Origin of the sequence: Brevundimonas sp. DS20 (genome assembly GCF_001310255.1) — a bacterium.
GTDB classification, from domain to species: domain Bacteria; phylum Pseudomonadota; class Alphaproteobacteria; order Caulobacterales; family Caulobacteraceae; genus Brevundimonas; species Brevundimonas aurantiaca.
This window is the reverse complement of sequence record NZ_CP012897.1, coordinates 222,056-236,287: the sequence shown is the minus strand read 5'-3', so window position 1 is coordinate 236,287 and position 14,232 is coordinate 222,056. Positions and strand designations below refer to the sequence as shown.

Sequence of the window (14,232 nt, the reverse complement as noted above, 5' to 3'; positions counted from 1 at the left end):
TTGGACGAGTCTTGGTCTATGATGGGGCGGAAAAGGCGAATCGGGGGGCTCTGTGAGCCAGAAGAACATCTATGGGCCTCGGCTCGTGCGGCGGCTGCTCGGGCTGGCCTATGAGCTGACGCCCCAGGTTTTCGCCGTCCTCGCCTTCGGCGCGGGGGCGCTGATGCTGATCTCGGCGGTGACGCCCGAGTTCGACGAGCGGTTACGGCTCCTGACGGGCGTCGTCTCGCCCATACTGATCGACCTGTCGCATTTCATGGCCAGCATCGCCGGCTTTATCCTGCTGTTGCTGTCGGCGGGCCTGTGGCGGCGCAGGCGCGGCGCCTATTGGGCGGCGATGGCGGCCCTGGCGGCGGGGGCGGTCTTTTCTCTGTTGAAGGGGCTGGACTGGCGGGAATCGATCGATCTGATCCTCGTGGCTGTCCTGCTGGCGCCGTGCCGCTCGGCCTTCAACCGGCGTTCGCGTCTCAGCGAGCCTCTGCGGCCGGGCTGGCTGCTGCTGTTGATCGCCGTGGTGATCTCCATGCTGTGGCTGGGGTTTTTCGCCTATCGGGACGTGGCCTATTCGGACGAACTGTGGTGGCGTTTCCTGGTCGATCGCCAGGCTTCCGGCTTCCTGCGGGCCGGCCTGATCCTGTCCCTGCTGACTCTGCTGGTCGCAGGCCGGTCTCTGCTCAGTTCGCCCGGCGCCGACAGCCACGGCCCGGCGTCGCGCGAGGAGATCGAACGCGCGCGTCAGGCGCTGGAGGCGGCCGACGCCGCCGCCCCGGAAGCCTGGCTGGCCATGCTGGGCGACAAGGCCCTGCTGTTCAGCCCGTCGGGCCGCAGCTTCCTGGCCTATCGCGTGCGCGGGCGGCGCTGGATCGCCATGGGCGAACCCGCCGGCCTGATGGCGGAGCGGCAGGAGCTGCTCTGGGCCTTCGCCGAAATGGCCGACAGCTACGGCGGTTCGGCGGTCTTCTATTCCGTCGGCGACGACATATTGGGCGAACTGGCGACCATGGGCCTGGCCCTTCGCAAGGTCGGGGAGACGGCGGTGATCCGCACGGAAACCTTCACCACCGAGGGCAAGGGCAAGCAGAACCTCCGCACGGCCCTGAACCGGGCCGAGCGGGAAGGGGCGCGGTTCGAAGTCCTGCCGCCCGGGTCAGCCCGGCCTCTGGAGGCCGAACTGCGCGCCATTTCGGACGCCTGGCTGGCCATGCACAACGGGGCCGAAAAGGCCTTCTCTCTGGGCCGGTTCGACATCGACTATCTGGACCTGACGCCGCTGGCGGTGATGCGCGAGGGCGACCGGATCGTGGCCTTCGCCAATCTTCTGGTCACGCCGGGCGAGGCGGCGGTGGATCTGATGCGCTATACGCCCGACGCCCCGCACGGGGTCATGGACTATCTGTTCACCCGCTGCGTCCAATGGGCCAAGGCCGAGGGGATCGCCGAGTTCGACCTGGGCATGGCGCCCCTGGCGGGGCTGGAGGATCGCCGCATCGCCCCTGTCTTCGCGCGGGTGGGCGCCCTGGTGTTCGAAGAGGGCGGCGCCCTTTACGGCTTCCAGGGTCTGCGCAGCTACAAGGGCAAGTTTGGCCCCGAATGGAAGGCCCGTTTCATCGCCGCGCCGGTCCCCACGCCCCTGCCCCTGGCCCTGCTGGACGTGGCCCTGCTGACCAGCGGCGGCTGGCTGGGGATGTTGGGGCTCCGGCGGGCGCGCTGATCTCGACGTTCGCGGTCGAAGCCGTCATGGTGCGCCCATGTCGTTCAAAGCCCTCTTTTCACGCGCCCTGTCCCTGGCGCCTGAGCGCCTGCATTTCGCCGCCCACAGCCACCATCTGTGGCCTGACGCCTCATTCGAGGCGCAGCAGCAGGCCTGGCTCGACGCCAATCTGCACGCCGATCGCAAATGGGATCTGATCTTCGGCGAGGTCATTCCCCGGGCCCAGGCGGAGGTCGCGGCCGAACTGGGGCTTCCCGACCCGAACAGCCTGGTCTTCGCCCCCAACACTCACGATCTGCTGCTGCGGGTCTTTTCGGCGATCGAGCGCCGGCCCGTGCGGATTCTGTCGACGGACGGAGAGTTCCACTCGTTCCGTCGCCAGGCCGACCGGTGGGAGGAGGCGGGCCAGGCCGTCGTCACCCGCGTGGCCCTGGCCCCGTTCGAGACCTTTGCAGAGCGGTTCGCTGCGGCGGCCCAGGGCGGCGGCTACGACTGGATCGTCGTCAGCCATGTCTTCTTCCGCACCGGGGGGCTGTTCGACCGGATCGAGGCCCTGGCGGCGCTGGCCCGGCCGGAGGGCCCCTGGGTGCTGATCGACGGCTATCACGGCTTCATGGCCACGCCGACCGACCTGTCGGGCGTCGCGGACCGGGTCTTCTATGTCGCCGGCGGCTATAAGTACGCCATGGCGGGCGAGGGCGCCTGTTTCCTGCACGCGCCCGACGGTTTCGGCCCCAGGCCCGTCATCACCGGCTGGTTCGCCGAGTTCGGGGATCTGTCGGGGCCGCCCGGCGGGGTTCAGTATCGCTCGGACGGCGGCCGTTTCTGGGGGGCCACCTTCGACAGTTCGGCCCTGTACCGGTTCAACGCCGCCCGCGGGATGCTGAGCCAGGCGGGGCTGACGACGGAGGACGTCGCCGAACACGGCCGGGCGCTGGCGTTGCAGTTCCAGGCGGCGGTCGGTGCGGGCGAGGCGGGTGTTTTCGGCGAGGCCGAGATTTTGAACCCCGTCGTCGGCGACGGGACGCGCGCCCGGTTCCTGGCCCTGCGTCATCCCAACGCCCAGGCGTGGCGCGCGACCCTGCTGGCGGCGGGGGTGGTGACGGACGTCCGCGACGACGTGATCCGCTTCGGCTTCGGCCTTTATCAGGACGCTGCGGACGTGGATCGGCTGATCGCGGCCTGCCGGGCGGTGTGAAGGCGGCTTGAAGGGGCGGGAGCCCGATCAGAAAAAGGTGCTGTCGTCCTGGGTCTTGGGCGTCGGCGCGGCGCGGGGCGGCGGCGTTCGGTTTGTGGCCTGCCCATTGGGGGCCGAACCCTGGGCGCCCGGCGTCGGCGCGCCTGGAGCCTGTGGAGCGGCTCCGGGCGGGGTGGCGGCCGGCGGAACGGCCGGCAGGTTCGGATAGGGCAGGGCGGAGGGATCGGAGCCCGGAGCGGGCGTTTCACCGCCGTAAGGCGCCGAGGCGGCGTCCGCATCGGGCGTGGCCGTCCCGACCCGATCCGGCGCGTTCAGGTCGTCGCGGATGAACGGCCAGGCGCGGTTGTCGGCGCAGCCGCAGGCCTTCAGGAATCCGTCCCGATCCCGCCACAGCACCAGCGGATAGGTGATCTGCACGCCTGCGTCCTTCAGCAGTTCGGTCAGGCGGGCGTCGAACTGACGACTGGCCTCGACCACGGCGGCGCGGGCCAGATTGCCGTCGGCCGCCGGAATGCCGGCCGCCGTCCATTCTCGCGCGGGTGTCTGGATCCAGCGCTGGTACAGCGACCAGTCGCGGGTCAGCCACAGTTCGGCGACGGTGGCCCGTTCGGCCGCCGTGGACTGGGCTGCGCCTTCCCGGTCGGCCCGGGCGAACAGGATGATGCGGGGCTCCACCCCGGCCGCCTTCAGCTTGTCGATCTCTTCGCGGACGTAACGCTGGGTCGAGGCGCTGTCGCGATAGCCGATGACATAGAGGGGTTCGCCCCCGCCGCCGCCAGAGACCCAGGAAGCCTCGTCCAGCAGCTGCTGAATCTGGGCCTGATTGCGCGTGATGGTGACGGGCTGGAAGCGCGAATAGAAGTTCCAATAGGCCCAATAGCCCGTCCCGGCCAAAACCAGACCGACCACGGCGGCCAGAACCGACCATATCAAGAAACGACGCATCAGGCGGGGTGCTCCAGCTTCACCGTTGGCACGGTTAACGCATAGCATTGAAAACCGTTGTCCGCTTCATTCACGCAGACCCAGATCGCCGAAATCTCAGGGTGACGTGCGCGCGCCACATCTGTCGGGCGCGCGGCCGCCGTCAATCAGGGCTGCCAGCCCGAGACCTGATCCGCCTCGCTGTCCCCGGCCAGGGCGCCCCGGGTCTTCTTCACCTCGGCCCAGGCGGCGCGCAGCAGGGCGGGCACGCCCTCGCCGGACACGCCCGACACCAGCATGGGCCGACGGCCCGCGACCGCCTCCAGGGCCGCCGCCTTTTCCTCGCGCTCTTCGGGCGTCAGGGCGTCGATCTTGTTCAAGGCCAGGATCTCGGCCTTGTCCGCCAGCCCTTCGCCATAGGCTTCAAGTTCGCCCCGGATGATGTGATAGGCGTGGACCACGTCCTCCTGTGTGCCGTCGATCAGATGGATCAGGCTGGCCGAGCGTTCGACATGGCCCAGGAAGCGGGTGCCCAGGCCCGCGCCTTCGCTGGCGCCCTCGATCAGGCCGGGGATGTCGGCGATGACGAACCGTTCGGTCGGCGACAGGTCCACCATGCCCAGATTAGGCGCCAGGGTGGTGAAGGGATAGTCGGCGATCTTGGGCTTGGCCGCGCTGGCCGCCGAAAGGAAGGTGGACTTGCCCGCGTTGGGCAGGCCCGCCAGGCCGATGTCGGCGATCAGTTTCAGCCTCAGCCAGACCCAACGCTCCTGGCCCTCCTGGCCGGGGTTGGCGTAGGCGGGCGCCTGGTTGGTCGGTCCCTTGAAGCGGACATTGCCCCAGCCGCCATTGCCCCCCTTCAGCAGCAGCTCGACCTTGCCGGGCGTATCCATGTCCAGCAGCACTGTCTCCTTGTCCTCGTCCAGCACCTGGGTGCCGACCGGAACCTTCAGCACCACGTCCTCGCCCTTGCCGCCGTGCATCTGGCGACCTTGGCCGTGGTGGCCGGTCTGGGCCTTGAAATGCTGCTGGTAGCGATAGTCGATCAGGGTGTTCAGCCCCTCGACCGCCTCGATCCAGACGTCGCCGCCCTTGCCGCCGTCGCCGCCGTCGGGGCCGCCGTTGGGAATGAATTTCTCGCGTCTGAAAGACACGGAGCCCGCGCCGCCGTTGCCGGAGCGGATATAGATCTTGGCCTGGTCGAGGAACTTCATCGCGGGCTTATGCCAAAAGACGACGGCGAGGGCGAGGCGCCGCGCAGTTGAGAGATATTTAACCGGAGCGGCGCATCGGTTTTACTCATGAATGTGTCGCTTTCGACATCCATGGTCGGTGTTCTCGCCCAAGGTCGGACCGAGCGCGAAGAACAGGCCCGGGCGCGCGCCGAGGCCAAGCTGCGCGACGCCCGTTCCGCCGTGGAGACGCTGAAGCAGCGCAACAGCGCCGCCGCCAACGAGGCGAGAGAGAGACGAAAAGCCGCCGCCAAGCAGAAGATCGAACAGATCAAGGCGCGCATCCGCATGATGCAAATGAGCGGCGCCGATCCCAAGGTGCTGGCCCAGCTGGCGCGCGAGCTGAAGGCGGCGGTTCGGATGTACGGCGGGTCCGCCGACGGAGCAGCGACGGGCGCCGGCGCCGGTGAGGCTAAGCCGACGAGCGTGGAGAGCGCGTCGTCGTCAGACGCGGCAGGCGTCGAGGGCGCTCAGGCCGATACGGCGGTTGAGGCGGAAGAATCGGTTTCGACTTCGGCCGAGACACCCGACGACGCCGGCGATGACGCCTCGACGGACCAAAAGGAGGAAACGCCCGCCTCCGAGACGGGGCAGGACAATCCCTATCGCCGCATGGCCGAGGAGGCCCAGGCGCGGATCGCGGACCAGGCGCGTCGCGGCGCAGCCCAGCAGGAGGACCGCGACTTCCTGAAAGAGGTTCGCGACCTCGCCAATCAGATCAAGGCCCTGGCCAAGCGCGCTCAGCAGCAGGCGAGCTCAAACCCCGCCCAGGCCCGACAGGCGGACGAGGCCGATCAGGCCGCCGCCGAGGCGCTGCGCGCGATCGAGTCCGCCGGCCGCGACCTGGGGACGGCCGGCGTCTCGCTGAGCGTCTAGATCAGCCCTTGGCCCAGACGCCGAACGGATCGCTCCAGTCCATGCCCAGCGCCTGGGCCACGGCCGGGTAGGTGATCTCGCCCTTCAGCACGTTCAGGCCGCGCGCCAGGTGCGGGTCCTTCTTCAGCGCCTCCAGACCGTGATCCGCCAGGGCCAGGCCGAAGGGCAGGGTGGCGTTGTTCAGGGCTTCGGAGCTGGTGCGGGGCGCGGCGCCCGGCATGTTGGCGACGCAATAGTGGACCACGCCGTCGATCACATAGGTCGGGTCTTCGTGGGTGGTCGCGTGCGAGGTCTCGAAACAGCCGCCCTGGTCGATGGCCACGTCGACCAGCACGGAGCCGGGCTTCATCTTGGCCAGATGTTCGCGCTTGACCAGTTTCGGCGCCGAGGCGCCGGGCACCAGGACGGCGCCGATCACCACATCGGCCTTGACGATTTCCTCTTCGATCGCGCCGATCGAGGAATAGCGGGTGATGACCCGGCCGTTGGTCACTTCGTCGATATAGGCCATGCGCGGGATCGACCGCTCCAGCACCACCACCTCGGCGCCCAGGCCCATGGCCATCCGCGCCGCATTCAGGCCCACGACGCCGCCGCCCAGCACCAGCACCCGGGCCGGGGCCACGCCCGGCACGCCGCAGAACAGCAGGCCCATGCCGCCGTTGTGCTTCAACAGGGTCTCTGCCGCCGAGAAGACGGCGATCCGACCGGCGACTTCGGACATGGGCGCCAGCAGGGGCAGGCCGCCGCGCGCATCGGTCACGGTCTCATAGGCGACGGCGGCGCATTTTGACGCCAGCAGCCCCTTGGTCTGTTCCGGATCCGGCGCCAGGTGCAGATAGGTGTAGAGGATCTGGTCCTCGCGCAGCATCTCCCACTCGACCTTCTGCGGCTCCTTGACCTTCACGATCATGTCGTTGTTGGCAAAGACGGTCGCCGCGTCGGGGACCAGGGTCGCGCCGGCCTTCTCGTAATCCGCATCGGTGAAGCCGGCGCCCAGGCCGGCGCCGGTCTGGACCGACACCGAATGGCGGTGGGCCACATATTCGCGCACCGCCGTCGGCGTCAGGCCGACCCGGTGTTCGTTCTTCTTGATCTCGCTGGGAACGCCGACTCGCATGGGGCCTCTCCGTGAATGGTTCAAACCTCCGCCTCTCCTGGACGGATCGCAGACCGCACATATAGCGCCGAGCCGAACGCAGAATCCTGTTCATTTCAGGACCTGATCGCCATACATGCGAAGTTTCTGCGAAGAGGTTGACCCATGAAGACCGTTTCCGCCGTCGAACTGGACGGAACCGACAGGAAGATGCTCCGTCTGCTTCAGCAGGACGGCCGCATGACCAACGCCGACCTGGCCCGTCAGGTGGCCCTGTCCGAAAGCGCCTGCCTGCGCCGGCTGCGAGCGCTGGAAGCGGCCGGCGTGGTCGATCATTATGCGGCCGTGATCAGCGAACGGGCCGTGGGCCTGCCCATCAGCGTCTTCGTCACCGTCACCCTGTCGTCCCAGTCCGAGGCGGCGCTGAGCGCCTTCGAACAGGCGGTGGCGGCCGCGCCCGAGGTGATGGAATGCTATCTGATGACCGGGGGCGCCGACTATCTGCTGCGTCTGGTGGTGCGCGACGTCGATGATCTGGAACGGGTCCACGCCAAGACCCTGACGCGCCTGCCCGGCGTCCACCGGGTCTCGTCCAGCGTGGCCATGCGATCGGTGGTCAAGCGCGGGGTTCTGCCCATTTAGTTGCGGCCGTGCGGAAAACCCGTATGATGCAAGAGTGGAGGACGAACTACATTTCCAGTGGGATGACGGGAAGGCTCGATCCAACTTCGTCAAACACGGCGTCCGTTTCGAGGATGCGACCTATGTGTTCGATGATCCCTGGAGGCTCGAGGACTTCGATCAGTTCTCCAACGGCGAATACAGGAGCCTGTGCATCGGCCGTGTCGGAGAAACGGTGCTGGTCGTGGTCTACGCCGAACCTGAAGAGGCCGTGATCCGCATCATCTCCGCCCGAGCGGCGACCGCCCATGAAAGAAAGGCCTATGAAGCAAGTTTCCTTCACCCGTAATCGGGGACAGACGCCCGCGCTGGACGAAGGCGCGCTGCGTGACGCAGGCCGGCGGTCGGATGAGGTCCTAGCCGTCGGCGCCGTCTCCGACGCGGACAACCCGCCGGTGGATTCAGATCGCCTGATGCGGATGGCGGTGGCGCGCGAGGTGCGCCGGGTCAGAGAGGGGCTCGGCCTGAGCCAGCCTCAGTTCGCCGCCACCTATCGGATCGGCCTGGCGCGTCTGCGGGATTGGGAGCAGGCGCGGTCATCGCCGGATTTGCCGCTCTTGGCGTTTCTGCGGATGATCGATCAAGAACCCCAGAGGATCGCTCGGACGGTCGCCGAGGTGGAAACGACCTTCGACGCGGCTTGACCTCTATCTCAGCGCCAGGGTCACGGTCTTCACATCCACATATTCGTCTATGCCGTGGATCGAGCCCTCGCGGCCGTAGCCGGACTGTTTGACCCCGCCGAACGGGGCGACGGCGGTGGAGATCAGGCCGGTGTTGACCCCGCACATGCCCGCCTCGATGCGGCGGCTGAACCGCATGGCCCGATCCAGGTCGCGGGTGAACAGATAGGAGGCCAGGCCGAATTCGCTGGCGTTGGCCTTGTCCAGCGCCTCGGTCTCGGTGTCGAAGGCGAAGACCGGGATCATCGGACCGAACGTCTCTTCCTCGCGGAACAGGGCGTCGTCGCCGCCCAGGGTCACGGTCGGCTCGAAGAAGCGGCCGCCCAGCGCATGGCGCGATCCGCCTGTCAGAACCCGCCCGCCGTCGGCCCTCACCGCCGTCACATGTTTCTCGACCTTCTCGATCGCCTTGTCCTCGATCAGGGGACCGACCTTGACCCCCTCTTCGAAGGCTGCGCCCACCTTGATCTTCGCCACCTCGGCCGCCAGCTTCTCGGCATAGGCCTCGGCGACGGACCGCTCGACATAGACCCGGTTGGGGCAGACGCAGGTCTGGCCCGAGTTCCTGAACTTGCCCTTGATGGTCTCGGCGACGGCCAGGTCCAGATCGGCGTCGGCGAAGACGATCAGGGGGGCGGCCCCGCCCAGTTCCATCGACACCCGTTTCAAGGTCGGGGCGCACTGTTCGGCCAGCTTGCGGCCCACGCCGGTCGAGCCGGTGAAGGACAGTTTGCGGATCAGGGGGCTGTCCGTCAGCACCTTGCCGATCACGGAGGCCTCGCCCGTCACGATCGACAGGGCGCCGACCGGCAGGCCGGCCTGATAGGCGAGCTCGGCCAGGGCGATGGCCGTGAACGGGGTCTGGCTGGCCGGCTTGACCACGGCGGTGCACCCCGCTGCGAAAGCCGGTCCCAGTTTGCGCGTCAGCATGGCCGCCGGGAAGTTCCACGGGGTGATCAGGGCGCAGGGCCCCACCGCCTCGCGATAGGTCAGCAGCAGATGGCCCAGCGGGCTGTCCTGGGTCTCGCCGATCAGCCGCTCGGCCTCGCCGGCGAACCATTTGATGAAGCCGTTGGCGTAGGTCACTTCGCCCTTGGCCTCCTCGAACGGCTTGCCGTTCTCTAAGGCCATCAGGGCGCCCAGGCCTTCGAGGTTCTGATCAATCAAGGCGGCCCACTGGCGCAGAAAGGCCGCACGCCTGTGCGGATCGCCGCGCGACCAGTCGGGAAAGGCCTCGGCGGCAGCCTGGATCGCGGCGTCCGTCTCTGCGGCGCCCAGCTCGGGGACATGGCCGATCACCTCGCCGGTCGCGGGGTCGTCCACCGCAATGCCTGACCCGTTCGCCGGGATCGGCTTGCCGGCGATCAGGGCGTGCTGGCGCATCAGGGCGAGGCCGGCGTTCTTGGCGGTCTGGTTCACGATCAATCTCCTGAGGCTGTCCCGAAACGAACAAGGCCCCGACGAAGCGGGGCCTTGCAAGTCCGATGCGGCTCGCCTGTCGGGAAGGCGAGGCGGCGGCGGCTTAGTTCTTGGCGTCTTGGGCGGCGCCGGTCACGGCTTGGCCGGCGGCCTGGGTGTCGCGGCCCACGCCTTCGACGGTGTTGCAGGCGGCGGTGGTCAGGGCGGCGGCGGCGGCGACCAGGACAAAGATCTTACGCATGAGAAGGCTCCGGTTCAGCCGACATGGGAGTCTGTCGGTCTTGCCCTAGGAACGCGACGCCACGGCGGCGGTTCCCTCCGGCTTCAGGCCTTGTCGGCCGGGTCGGCGGGCGACAGGGCTTCGGGCGTGGCGAAGGTCATGCGGGCGATGGAGCCGCCGCCCGGCGCCTCCACGAACTCGGTCTCGCCCCGCAGCTGTTTGGCGAAGGCGCCCATCAGGGTCTGACCCACGCCAGCCTCGGCGGCGGCGGAGCCCCCCGGACCGTCGTCCTCGACTTCCAGAATGGACGTCTCGCCATAGACCCGGAAGCGGACCTTCAGCGCGCCGCCGCGACCGGCGAAGGCGTGCTTCTGCGCATTGTTGACGGCCTCGACCAGCCACAGGGCCAGGGGCGCCAGCTTGTCAGGATCGACATAGAGGGAATCGGCGTCCACCGAACTGACCACCACATGGCCGCGCACCGCCTCGCCGGCGATGAGCTGGCCCACCAGCTCGTTCAGGAAGTCGCGGGCGTCGGCGTGGCGGATGTCCTCGCTCTGGTACAGGGTGCGATAGATCAGGGCCAGGGCCGAAATCCGCTGGCGCGTGTCGCCCAGCGCCGCCTTGGCCGGGGCGTCGGTCAGGGCCCGCTGCTGCATCGACAGAAGCGAGGAGATGATCTGCAGATTGTTCTTCACCCTGTGGTGGATTTCGCGCATCAGCGCGTCCTTTTCGGCCAGGGAGGCGTTCAGCTCCCGGTCGCGCTGGGTGATGGCCTCGGCCATTTCGTCCAGGGTCCGAGCCATGACGCGGATTTCCGACGGGGCGTTCATGGCCTGGAGCGGCCGCACCGAAAAGCGACCGCGCGCATAGAGGGCGGCGATCCGTTCCAGATAGTCCAGCCAGCGGATGAAGATCCGCTCGGACAGCAGCATGACGGCGGCGAAGGCCGTCAGCCAGGCGCCCAGGGGCAGCAGAAGCGTGCCGATCGGGTTGAGCCGCGCCCAGGACAACAGTCCCGGCGCCGGCGCCGAGAGCAGGGCGTAGAGATCGCCCCCGGCCAGAACCGCTCCGGCGTAGTCGCGGCGCTGGCCCTGGCTGTCCTTGCCCGCAAAGACGGCCGAGCCCTGGTCTCGCGCCCGCTCCACCCAGCCGGTGACGTCCCCCCCGTCCGACAGGCGGAAGGCGGCGGGGTCGCTGGCGAGCAGCACCCGCCCTGCGGCGTCCGTCAGGGCCGCTTCGGACTGGTCGGGCAGGGCCGGATCGCGAGTGTCCGGCTGAAGCGCCGACAGGGGGATGACGGCCGCCATGGCGCCGTCGAACCGGCCCATCGGCCGTTCGGCCCGGATGGCGACGATCAGGGCGGCGGGATAGCCGGCGTAGACGGGGGCGCGAACCACCACCAGATCCTCGCCGCGGCGAAGCCGTTGGAACCAGGTCGAGCCCGCCGCCGGCGTCACGCCCGACCGCAATCCCTCGGGACGTCCGGAGGAACAGACCGCCTCGCCCGTCGGGCTCAGGCGATAAAGGCCCTCATAACCCTCCAGCCGATCGACCAGGGCGGTCAGGCGTGGCGCGCAATAGGGGCCCAGGGCGTCGGGGCTGAGCGCGCGCAGCAGAACCTGGGCGCTGTCCAGCCGCGCCTTGGCGCTGCCGGCGCTGCGTTCGGCGGCGAGTTGCAGATCGGTGCGGCGATCATCCGCCTGCCGGCGGAAGTCCGCCTGGGTCTGGATGATGATCAGGATCAGGATGGGCAGCAGGGCCAAGGCCATGGCCGTGCCCAGCCGGAAGCGAATGCCTTGGAACCGGGCCGAATTCCAGCGTCGTCCCAGGCGAGGCCTCGGCGCGGGGGCGTCGGATTGGGCGGCCTGGTTCACCGAGGCTCAGGACCGCGCGCCGGCCAGCCTGTCGGCCTCGCCGAGAATGGTGCGCATGGCGTCCCCGGCGGCCTTGCCGTCGCGGCTGTATCCGCCCTTTTCCAAGGTGGTCAGAAGCGCGCGGCGCGCCCGGCTGACGCGGCTCTTGACCGTGCCGACGGCGCAGCCGCAGATTTCGGCCGCCTCCTCATAGGCGAAGCCTCCGGCGCCGACCAGGATCAGGGCCTCGCGCTGCTCTTCGGGCAGGGTCTTCAGCGCCTGACGCAGTTCGTCCAGGGCCACCGGGGCCTCGGGGTCGTCCACCGCCACCAGGGTCCGCTCGGCGGCCTCCTGGTCCAGCTGCGACTGACGCCAGGACCGGCGTTTCTCGGAATAGAACTGGTTGCGCAGGATCATGAAGGTCCAGGCCTTCATATTGGTGCCCATCTGGTAGCTGGCGCGCGCGTCCCAGGCCTTCATCATCGCATCCTGGGCCAGATCGTCAGCGGCCGTCGCATCGCCCGTCAAGGTGCGGGCGAAGGCGCGCAGATGCGGAATCAGCAGGACCAGTTCCCGCTTGAAGCCCTCATCATCCGCAGAGGCGGGTTTGGGCGCGGCGCCCAATCGGGACGTGCTCATGCGCCACCGTCCGACGCCTTGGCGTCGGCGCGCTTCAGAATATCCAGGAATTCGTCAGGCACGGGCTCGTTGACCACCTCGTCGAACATGTGCCGCAGCTTGACGCCGATGGCCTGTTGACGAAGGCGAGCTTCTTCGAGCCCCGCCTCCCCCGTGTTGCCGGCGCCCTTGCGCCGCGAGGAATCGGAAGAGTCAATCATAGACAGAACACCGCCCACCCAACTGCAGTGCAGAAATGCAGGTCCATTAACGGTCCCTCTGGCTCCGGGTTCCTCAGATGCGGTAATAAAAATCGACAGAGCGCAAGCGCTGCGGAACCGCATCGGGGCTTTGGCGTTTTCAGCCTCTGTATCGCTGTCGTCCATCCTCGGGCGCGCAGCCTCTGTCGGGGACTATCCAGCATGAGCCTTCTGGCCAGACTTGCGCCGCATCTGCCCTATGTCCGCCGCTATGCGCGGGCCCTCACCGGCGATCAATCGACCGGCGACAACTATGTGCGGGTCGCACTCGAAGCGCTGGCTGCGGGAGAGCAGCAGCTCTCGCCGGACATGACGCCGCGCGTCGCCCTCTATCACGTCTTCCACGCCATCTGGTCCTCGACCGGCGCCCAGTTGGAAAGCGGCTCTCAGATCGGCGCCTTGGGCGACGGCCGCGACGAGGCTTCGCGTCGCCTGATGCGGATCGCGCCGCGCTCGCGCCAGGCCTTTCTGCTGACGGCCCTGGAAGGCTTCACGCCTTCGGAAGCGGCCCAGATCCTTTCGGCCGATCCCCGCGACGTCGAGCGGCTGATCGCCGACGCCCAGTCGGACATCGACGCCGAACTGGCCACCGACGTCCTGGTGATCGAGGACGAGGCCATCATCTCCGCCGACATTCAGAGCCTGGTGAAGGAACTGGGCCACCGCGTCACCGGGGCTGCGACCACCCATGACGAGGCCGTCGAGGCGGTGGCTCGCCACAAGCCCGGCCTGGTTCTTGCCGACATCCAGCTGGCCGACGGCTCTTCCGGCATTGATGCGGTCAAGGACATCCTGAAGGACATCGACGTGCCGGTGATCTTCATCACCGCCTTCCCCGAACGCCTTCTGACCGGCGAACGGCCTGAGCCGACCTTCCTGGTCACCAAGCCCTTCCAGCCCGAGACGGTGAAGGCGGCGATCAGCCAAGCCCTGTTCTTCCATCCGTCGCGCCACAAGGAAGCGGCTTAATCTCGGACGCCCTGCGCCCGCCCAGGGCGCGGATGAAGCCCCGGCCGCCTCGGCGCCGGGGCTTTTTCACATCAGCTGGACGGCTGGGTCGGGGCGTTGACGTTCGCCGCCTCTCCGGTCGGCACGGGCTGCGGCTCGCCGTTCGGGCCGGTCGGCGCGTCGGCGGCCGGCGGCGTCGCAGCATCGCCGCTGAAGGCGCGCGCATCGACCGCCTGGTCCCCGTCGTTGGCGTTGGTCTGGGACAGGCCGCCCTGGCTGAACATCCAAAGCAGACCCAGCAAAAGCGCCGCGCCGCCCAGGGAGGCGATAAGGATCAGCAGGATTCGGCTGCCGGATCGGCCCTGGCGAGCCGAGCGCGCATCTACGCCCTGGCGATCGACCAGACGATCGTTGTTCGATTGCGGTTCTTGGTGCGTCATGGTCGGCGTCCCGGCTGTTGCTTATGACCAGACACAACGCCGCCTCGGTAACGGCGTTCCGATCCGC

16 protein-coding genes are annotated in these 14,232 nt (G+C 68.3%); 7 read left to right on the top strand and 9 right to left on the bottom strand.

All coding sequences use genetic code 11. The features are described from left to right. Positions 1 to 52 precede the first annotated feature (52 nt). Complete coding sequence (locus tag JL11_RS01145; protein ID WP_054764067.1) at positions 53 to 1,711, top strand: GNAT family N-acetyltransferase; 1,659 nt, start codon at positions 53 to 55, stop codon at positions 1,709 to 1,711. A 37-nt stretch (positions 1,712 to 1,748) separates the two neighbouring features. Next, complete coding sequence (locus tag JL11_RS01140; RefSeq protein WP_054764066.1) at positions 1,749 to 2,909, top strand: kynureninase/PvdN C-terminal domain-containing protein; 1,161 nt, start codon at positions 1,749 to 1,751, stop codon at positions 2,907 to 2,909. A 27-nt stretch (positions 2,910 to 2,936) separates the two neighbouring features. Here JL11_RS01140 and JL11_RS01135 read toward each other — a convergent pair whose 3' ends face one another. Both JL11_RS01135 and obgE read right to left on the bottom strand, forming a co-directional pair. Beyond that, positions 2,937 to 3,854 (bottom strand): hypothetical protein, encoded by a 918-nt coding sequence (locus tag JL11_RS01135; protein WP_054764065.1) that lies wholly within the window; start codon positions 3,852 to 3,854, stop codon positions 2,937 to 2,939. A 146-nt stretch (positions 3,855 to 4,000) separates the two neighbouring features. Further along, positions 4,001 to 5,047, bottom strand: coding sequence for a GTPase ObgE (gene obgE, locus JL11_RS01130; RefSeq protein ID WP_054764064.1), 1,047 nt, complete (start codon positions 5,045 to 5,047; stop codon positions 4,001 to 4,003). Between the two features lie 111 nt (positions 5,048 to 5,158). On the opposite strand from obgE, the gene JL11_RS01125 reads away from it, so the two are divergent. After that, a complete protein-coding gene (locus JL11_RS01125; protein ID WP_156314134.1) occupies positions 5,159 to 5,941 on the top strand; it encodes a hypothetical protein in 783 nt (260 codons plus the stop codon). 1 nt (position 5,942) lies between these two features. Here JL11_RS01125 and ald read toward each other — a convergent pair whose 3' ends face one another. Next, positions 5,943 to 7,061 (bottom strand): alanine dehydrogenase, encoded by a 1,119-nt coding sequence (gene ald / locus JL11_RS01120; RefSeq protein WP_054764062.1) that lies wholly within the window; start codon positions 7,059 to 7,061, stop codon positions 5,943 to 5,945. A 144-nt stretch (positions 7,062 to 7,205) separates the two neighbouring features. Between ald and JL11_RS01115 the strand changes: the two genes are divergently transcribed. Genes JL11_RS01115 through JL11_RS01105 form a run of 3 tightly spaced genes read left to right on the top strand, consistent with a single transcriptional unit; the run spans position 7,206 to position 8,365 of the window. Beyond that, the gene (locus tag JL11_RS01115) at positions 7,206 to 7,682 is read left to right on the top strand and encodes an Lrp/AsnC family transcriptional regulator (RefSeq protein ID WP_054764061.1); all 477 of its coding nucleotides are present in this window, start codon (positions 7,206 to 7,208) and stop codon (positions 7,680 to 7,682) included. Between the two features lie 34 nt (positions 7,683 to 7,716). Next, positions 7,717 to 8,010, top strand: a complete 294-nt coding sequence (locus tag JL11_RS01110; protein ID WP_054764060.1) for a BrnT family toxin — start codon at positions 7,717 to 7,719, stop codon at positions 8,008 to 8,010. Next, positions 7,985 to 8,365, top strand: a complete 381-nt coding sequence (locus JL11_RS01105; RefSeq protein WP_054764059.1) for a helix-turn-helix domain-containing protein — start codon at positions 7,985 to 7,987, stop codon at positions 8,363 to 8,365. Before JL11_RS01110 ends, JL11_RS01105 begins: the two co-directional genes overlap by 26 nt. A gap of 3 nt (positions 8,366 to 8,368) precedes the next feature. Here the strand turns inward: JL11_RS01105 and JL11_RS01100 are convergent, their stop codons facing one another. The 5 genes from JL11_RS01100 to nepR all read right to left on the bottom strand — a co-directional run bounded on the left by JL11_RS01100 (position 8,369) and on the right by nepR (position 12,738). Continuing rightward, positions 8,369 to 9,823: an NAD-dependent succinate-semialdehyde dehydrogenase gene (locus JL11_RS01100; protein ID WP_082382750.1), complete on the bottom strand. Its 1,455-nt coding sequence runs from the start codon at positions 9,821 to 9,823 to the stop codon at positions 8,369 to 8,371. 103 nt (positions 9,824 to 9,926) lie between these two features. Continuing rightward, positions 9,927 to 10,064, bottom strand: coding sequence for an entericidin A/B family lipoprotein (locus JL11_RS01095; RefSeq protein ID WP_017505506.1), 138 nt, complete (start codon positions 10,062 to 10,064; stop codon positions 9,927 to 9,929). Positions 10,065 to 10,147: 83 nt separating this feature from the next. Beyond that, complete coding sequence (gene phyK / locus JL11_RS01090) at positions 10,148 to 11,920, bottom strand: sensor histidine kinase PhyK (protein WP_335337463.1); 1,773 nt, start codon at positions 11,918 to 11,920, stop codon at positions 10,148 to 10,150. Positions 11,921 to 11,926: 6 nt separating this feature from the next. Continuing rightward, a complete protein-coding gene (locus tag JL11_RS01085; protein ID WP_054764058.1) occupies positions 11,927 to 12,538 on the bottom strand; it encodes a sigma-70 family RNA polymerase sigma factor in 612 nt (203 codons plus the stop codon). Next, on the bottom strand, positions 12,535 to 12,738 hold the full coding sequence (nepR, locus tag JL11_RS01080; RefSeq protein WP_054764057.1) for an anti-sigma T factor NepR: 204 nt from the start codon (positions 12,736 to 12,738) through the stop codon (positions 12,535 to 12,537). The genes JL11_RS01085 and nepR overlap by 4 nt, the downstream gene beginning before the upstream one ends. 201 nt (positions 12,739 to 12,939) lie before the next feature. Between nepR and phyR the strand changes: the two genes are divergently transcribed. After that, a complete protein-coding gene (gene phyR, locus JL11_RS01075; RefSeq protein WP_054764056.1) occupies positions 12,940 to 13,746 on the top strand; it encodes an anti-anti sigma factor/receiver protein PhyR in 807 nt (268 codons plus the stop codon). Positions 13,747 to 13,817: 71 nt separating this feature from the next. Here phyR and JL11_RS01070 read toward each other — a convergent pair whose 3' ends face one another. Continuing rightward, positions 13,818 to 14,165, bottom strand: a complete 348-nt coding sequence (locus JL11_RS01070; RefSeq protein ID WP_054764055.1) for a hypothetical protein — start codon at positions 14,163 to 14,165, stop codon at positions 13,818 to 13,820. Positions 14,166 to 14,232: the final 67 nt, after the last annotated feature.

What these genes read in the sequence shown, in the direction of transcription:
- JL11_RS01125 (WP_156314134.1), top strand. Translation starts at nt 5,159, where the DNA reads ATGGTCGGTGTTCTCGCCCAAGGTCGGACCGAGCGCGAAGAACAGGCC.
- JL11_RS01085 (WP_054764058.1), bottom strand. Translation starts at nt 12,538, where the DNA reads ATGAGCACGTCCCGATTGGGCGCCGCGCCCAAACCCGCCTCTGCGGAT.
- ald (WP_054764062.1), bottom strand. Translation starts at nt 7,061, where the DNA reads ATGCGAGTCGGCGTTCCCAGCGAGATCAAGAAGAACGAACACCGGGTC.
- JL11_RS01070 (WP_054764055.1), bottom strand. Translation starts at nt 14,165, where the DNA reads ATGACGCACCAAGAACCGCAATCGAACAACGATCGTCTGGTCGATCGC.
- obgE (WP_054764064.1), bottom strand. Translation starts at nt 5,047, where the DNA reads ATGAAGTTCCTCGACCAGGCCAAGATCTATATCCGCTCCGGCAACGGC.
- phyR (WP_054764056.1), top strand. Translation starts at nt 12,940, where the DNA reads ATGAGCCTTCTGGCCAGACTTGCGCCGCATCTGCCCTATGTCCGCCGC.
- JL11_RS01115 (WP_054764061.1), top strand. Translation starts at nt 7,206, where the DNA reads ATGAAGACCGTTTCCGCCGTCGAACTGGACGGAACCGACAGGAAGATG.
- JL11_RS01135 (WP_054764065.1), bottom strand. Translation starts at nt 3,854, where the DNA reads ATGCGTCGTTTCTTGATATGGTCGGTTCTGGCCGCCGTGGTCGGTCTG.
- JL11_RS01140 (WP_054764066.1), top strand. Translation starts at nt 1,749, where the DNA reads ATGTCGTTCAAAGCCCTCTTTTCACGCGCCCTGTCCCTGGCGCCTGAG.
- JL11_RS01105 (WP_054764059.1), top strand. Translation starts at nt 7,985, where the DNA reads ATGAAGCAAGTTTCCTTCACCCGTAATCGGGGACAGACGCCCGCGCTG.
- nepR (WP_054764057.1), bottom strand. Translation starts at nt 12,738, where the DNA reads ATGATTGACTCTTCCGATTCCTCGCGGCGCAAGGGCGCCGGCAACACG.
- JL11_RS01095 (WP_017505506.1), bottom strand. Translation starts at nt 10,064, where the DNA reads ATGCGTAAGATCTTTGTCCTGGTCGCCGCCGCCGCCGCCCTGACCACC.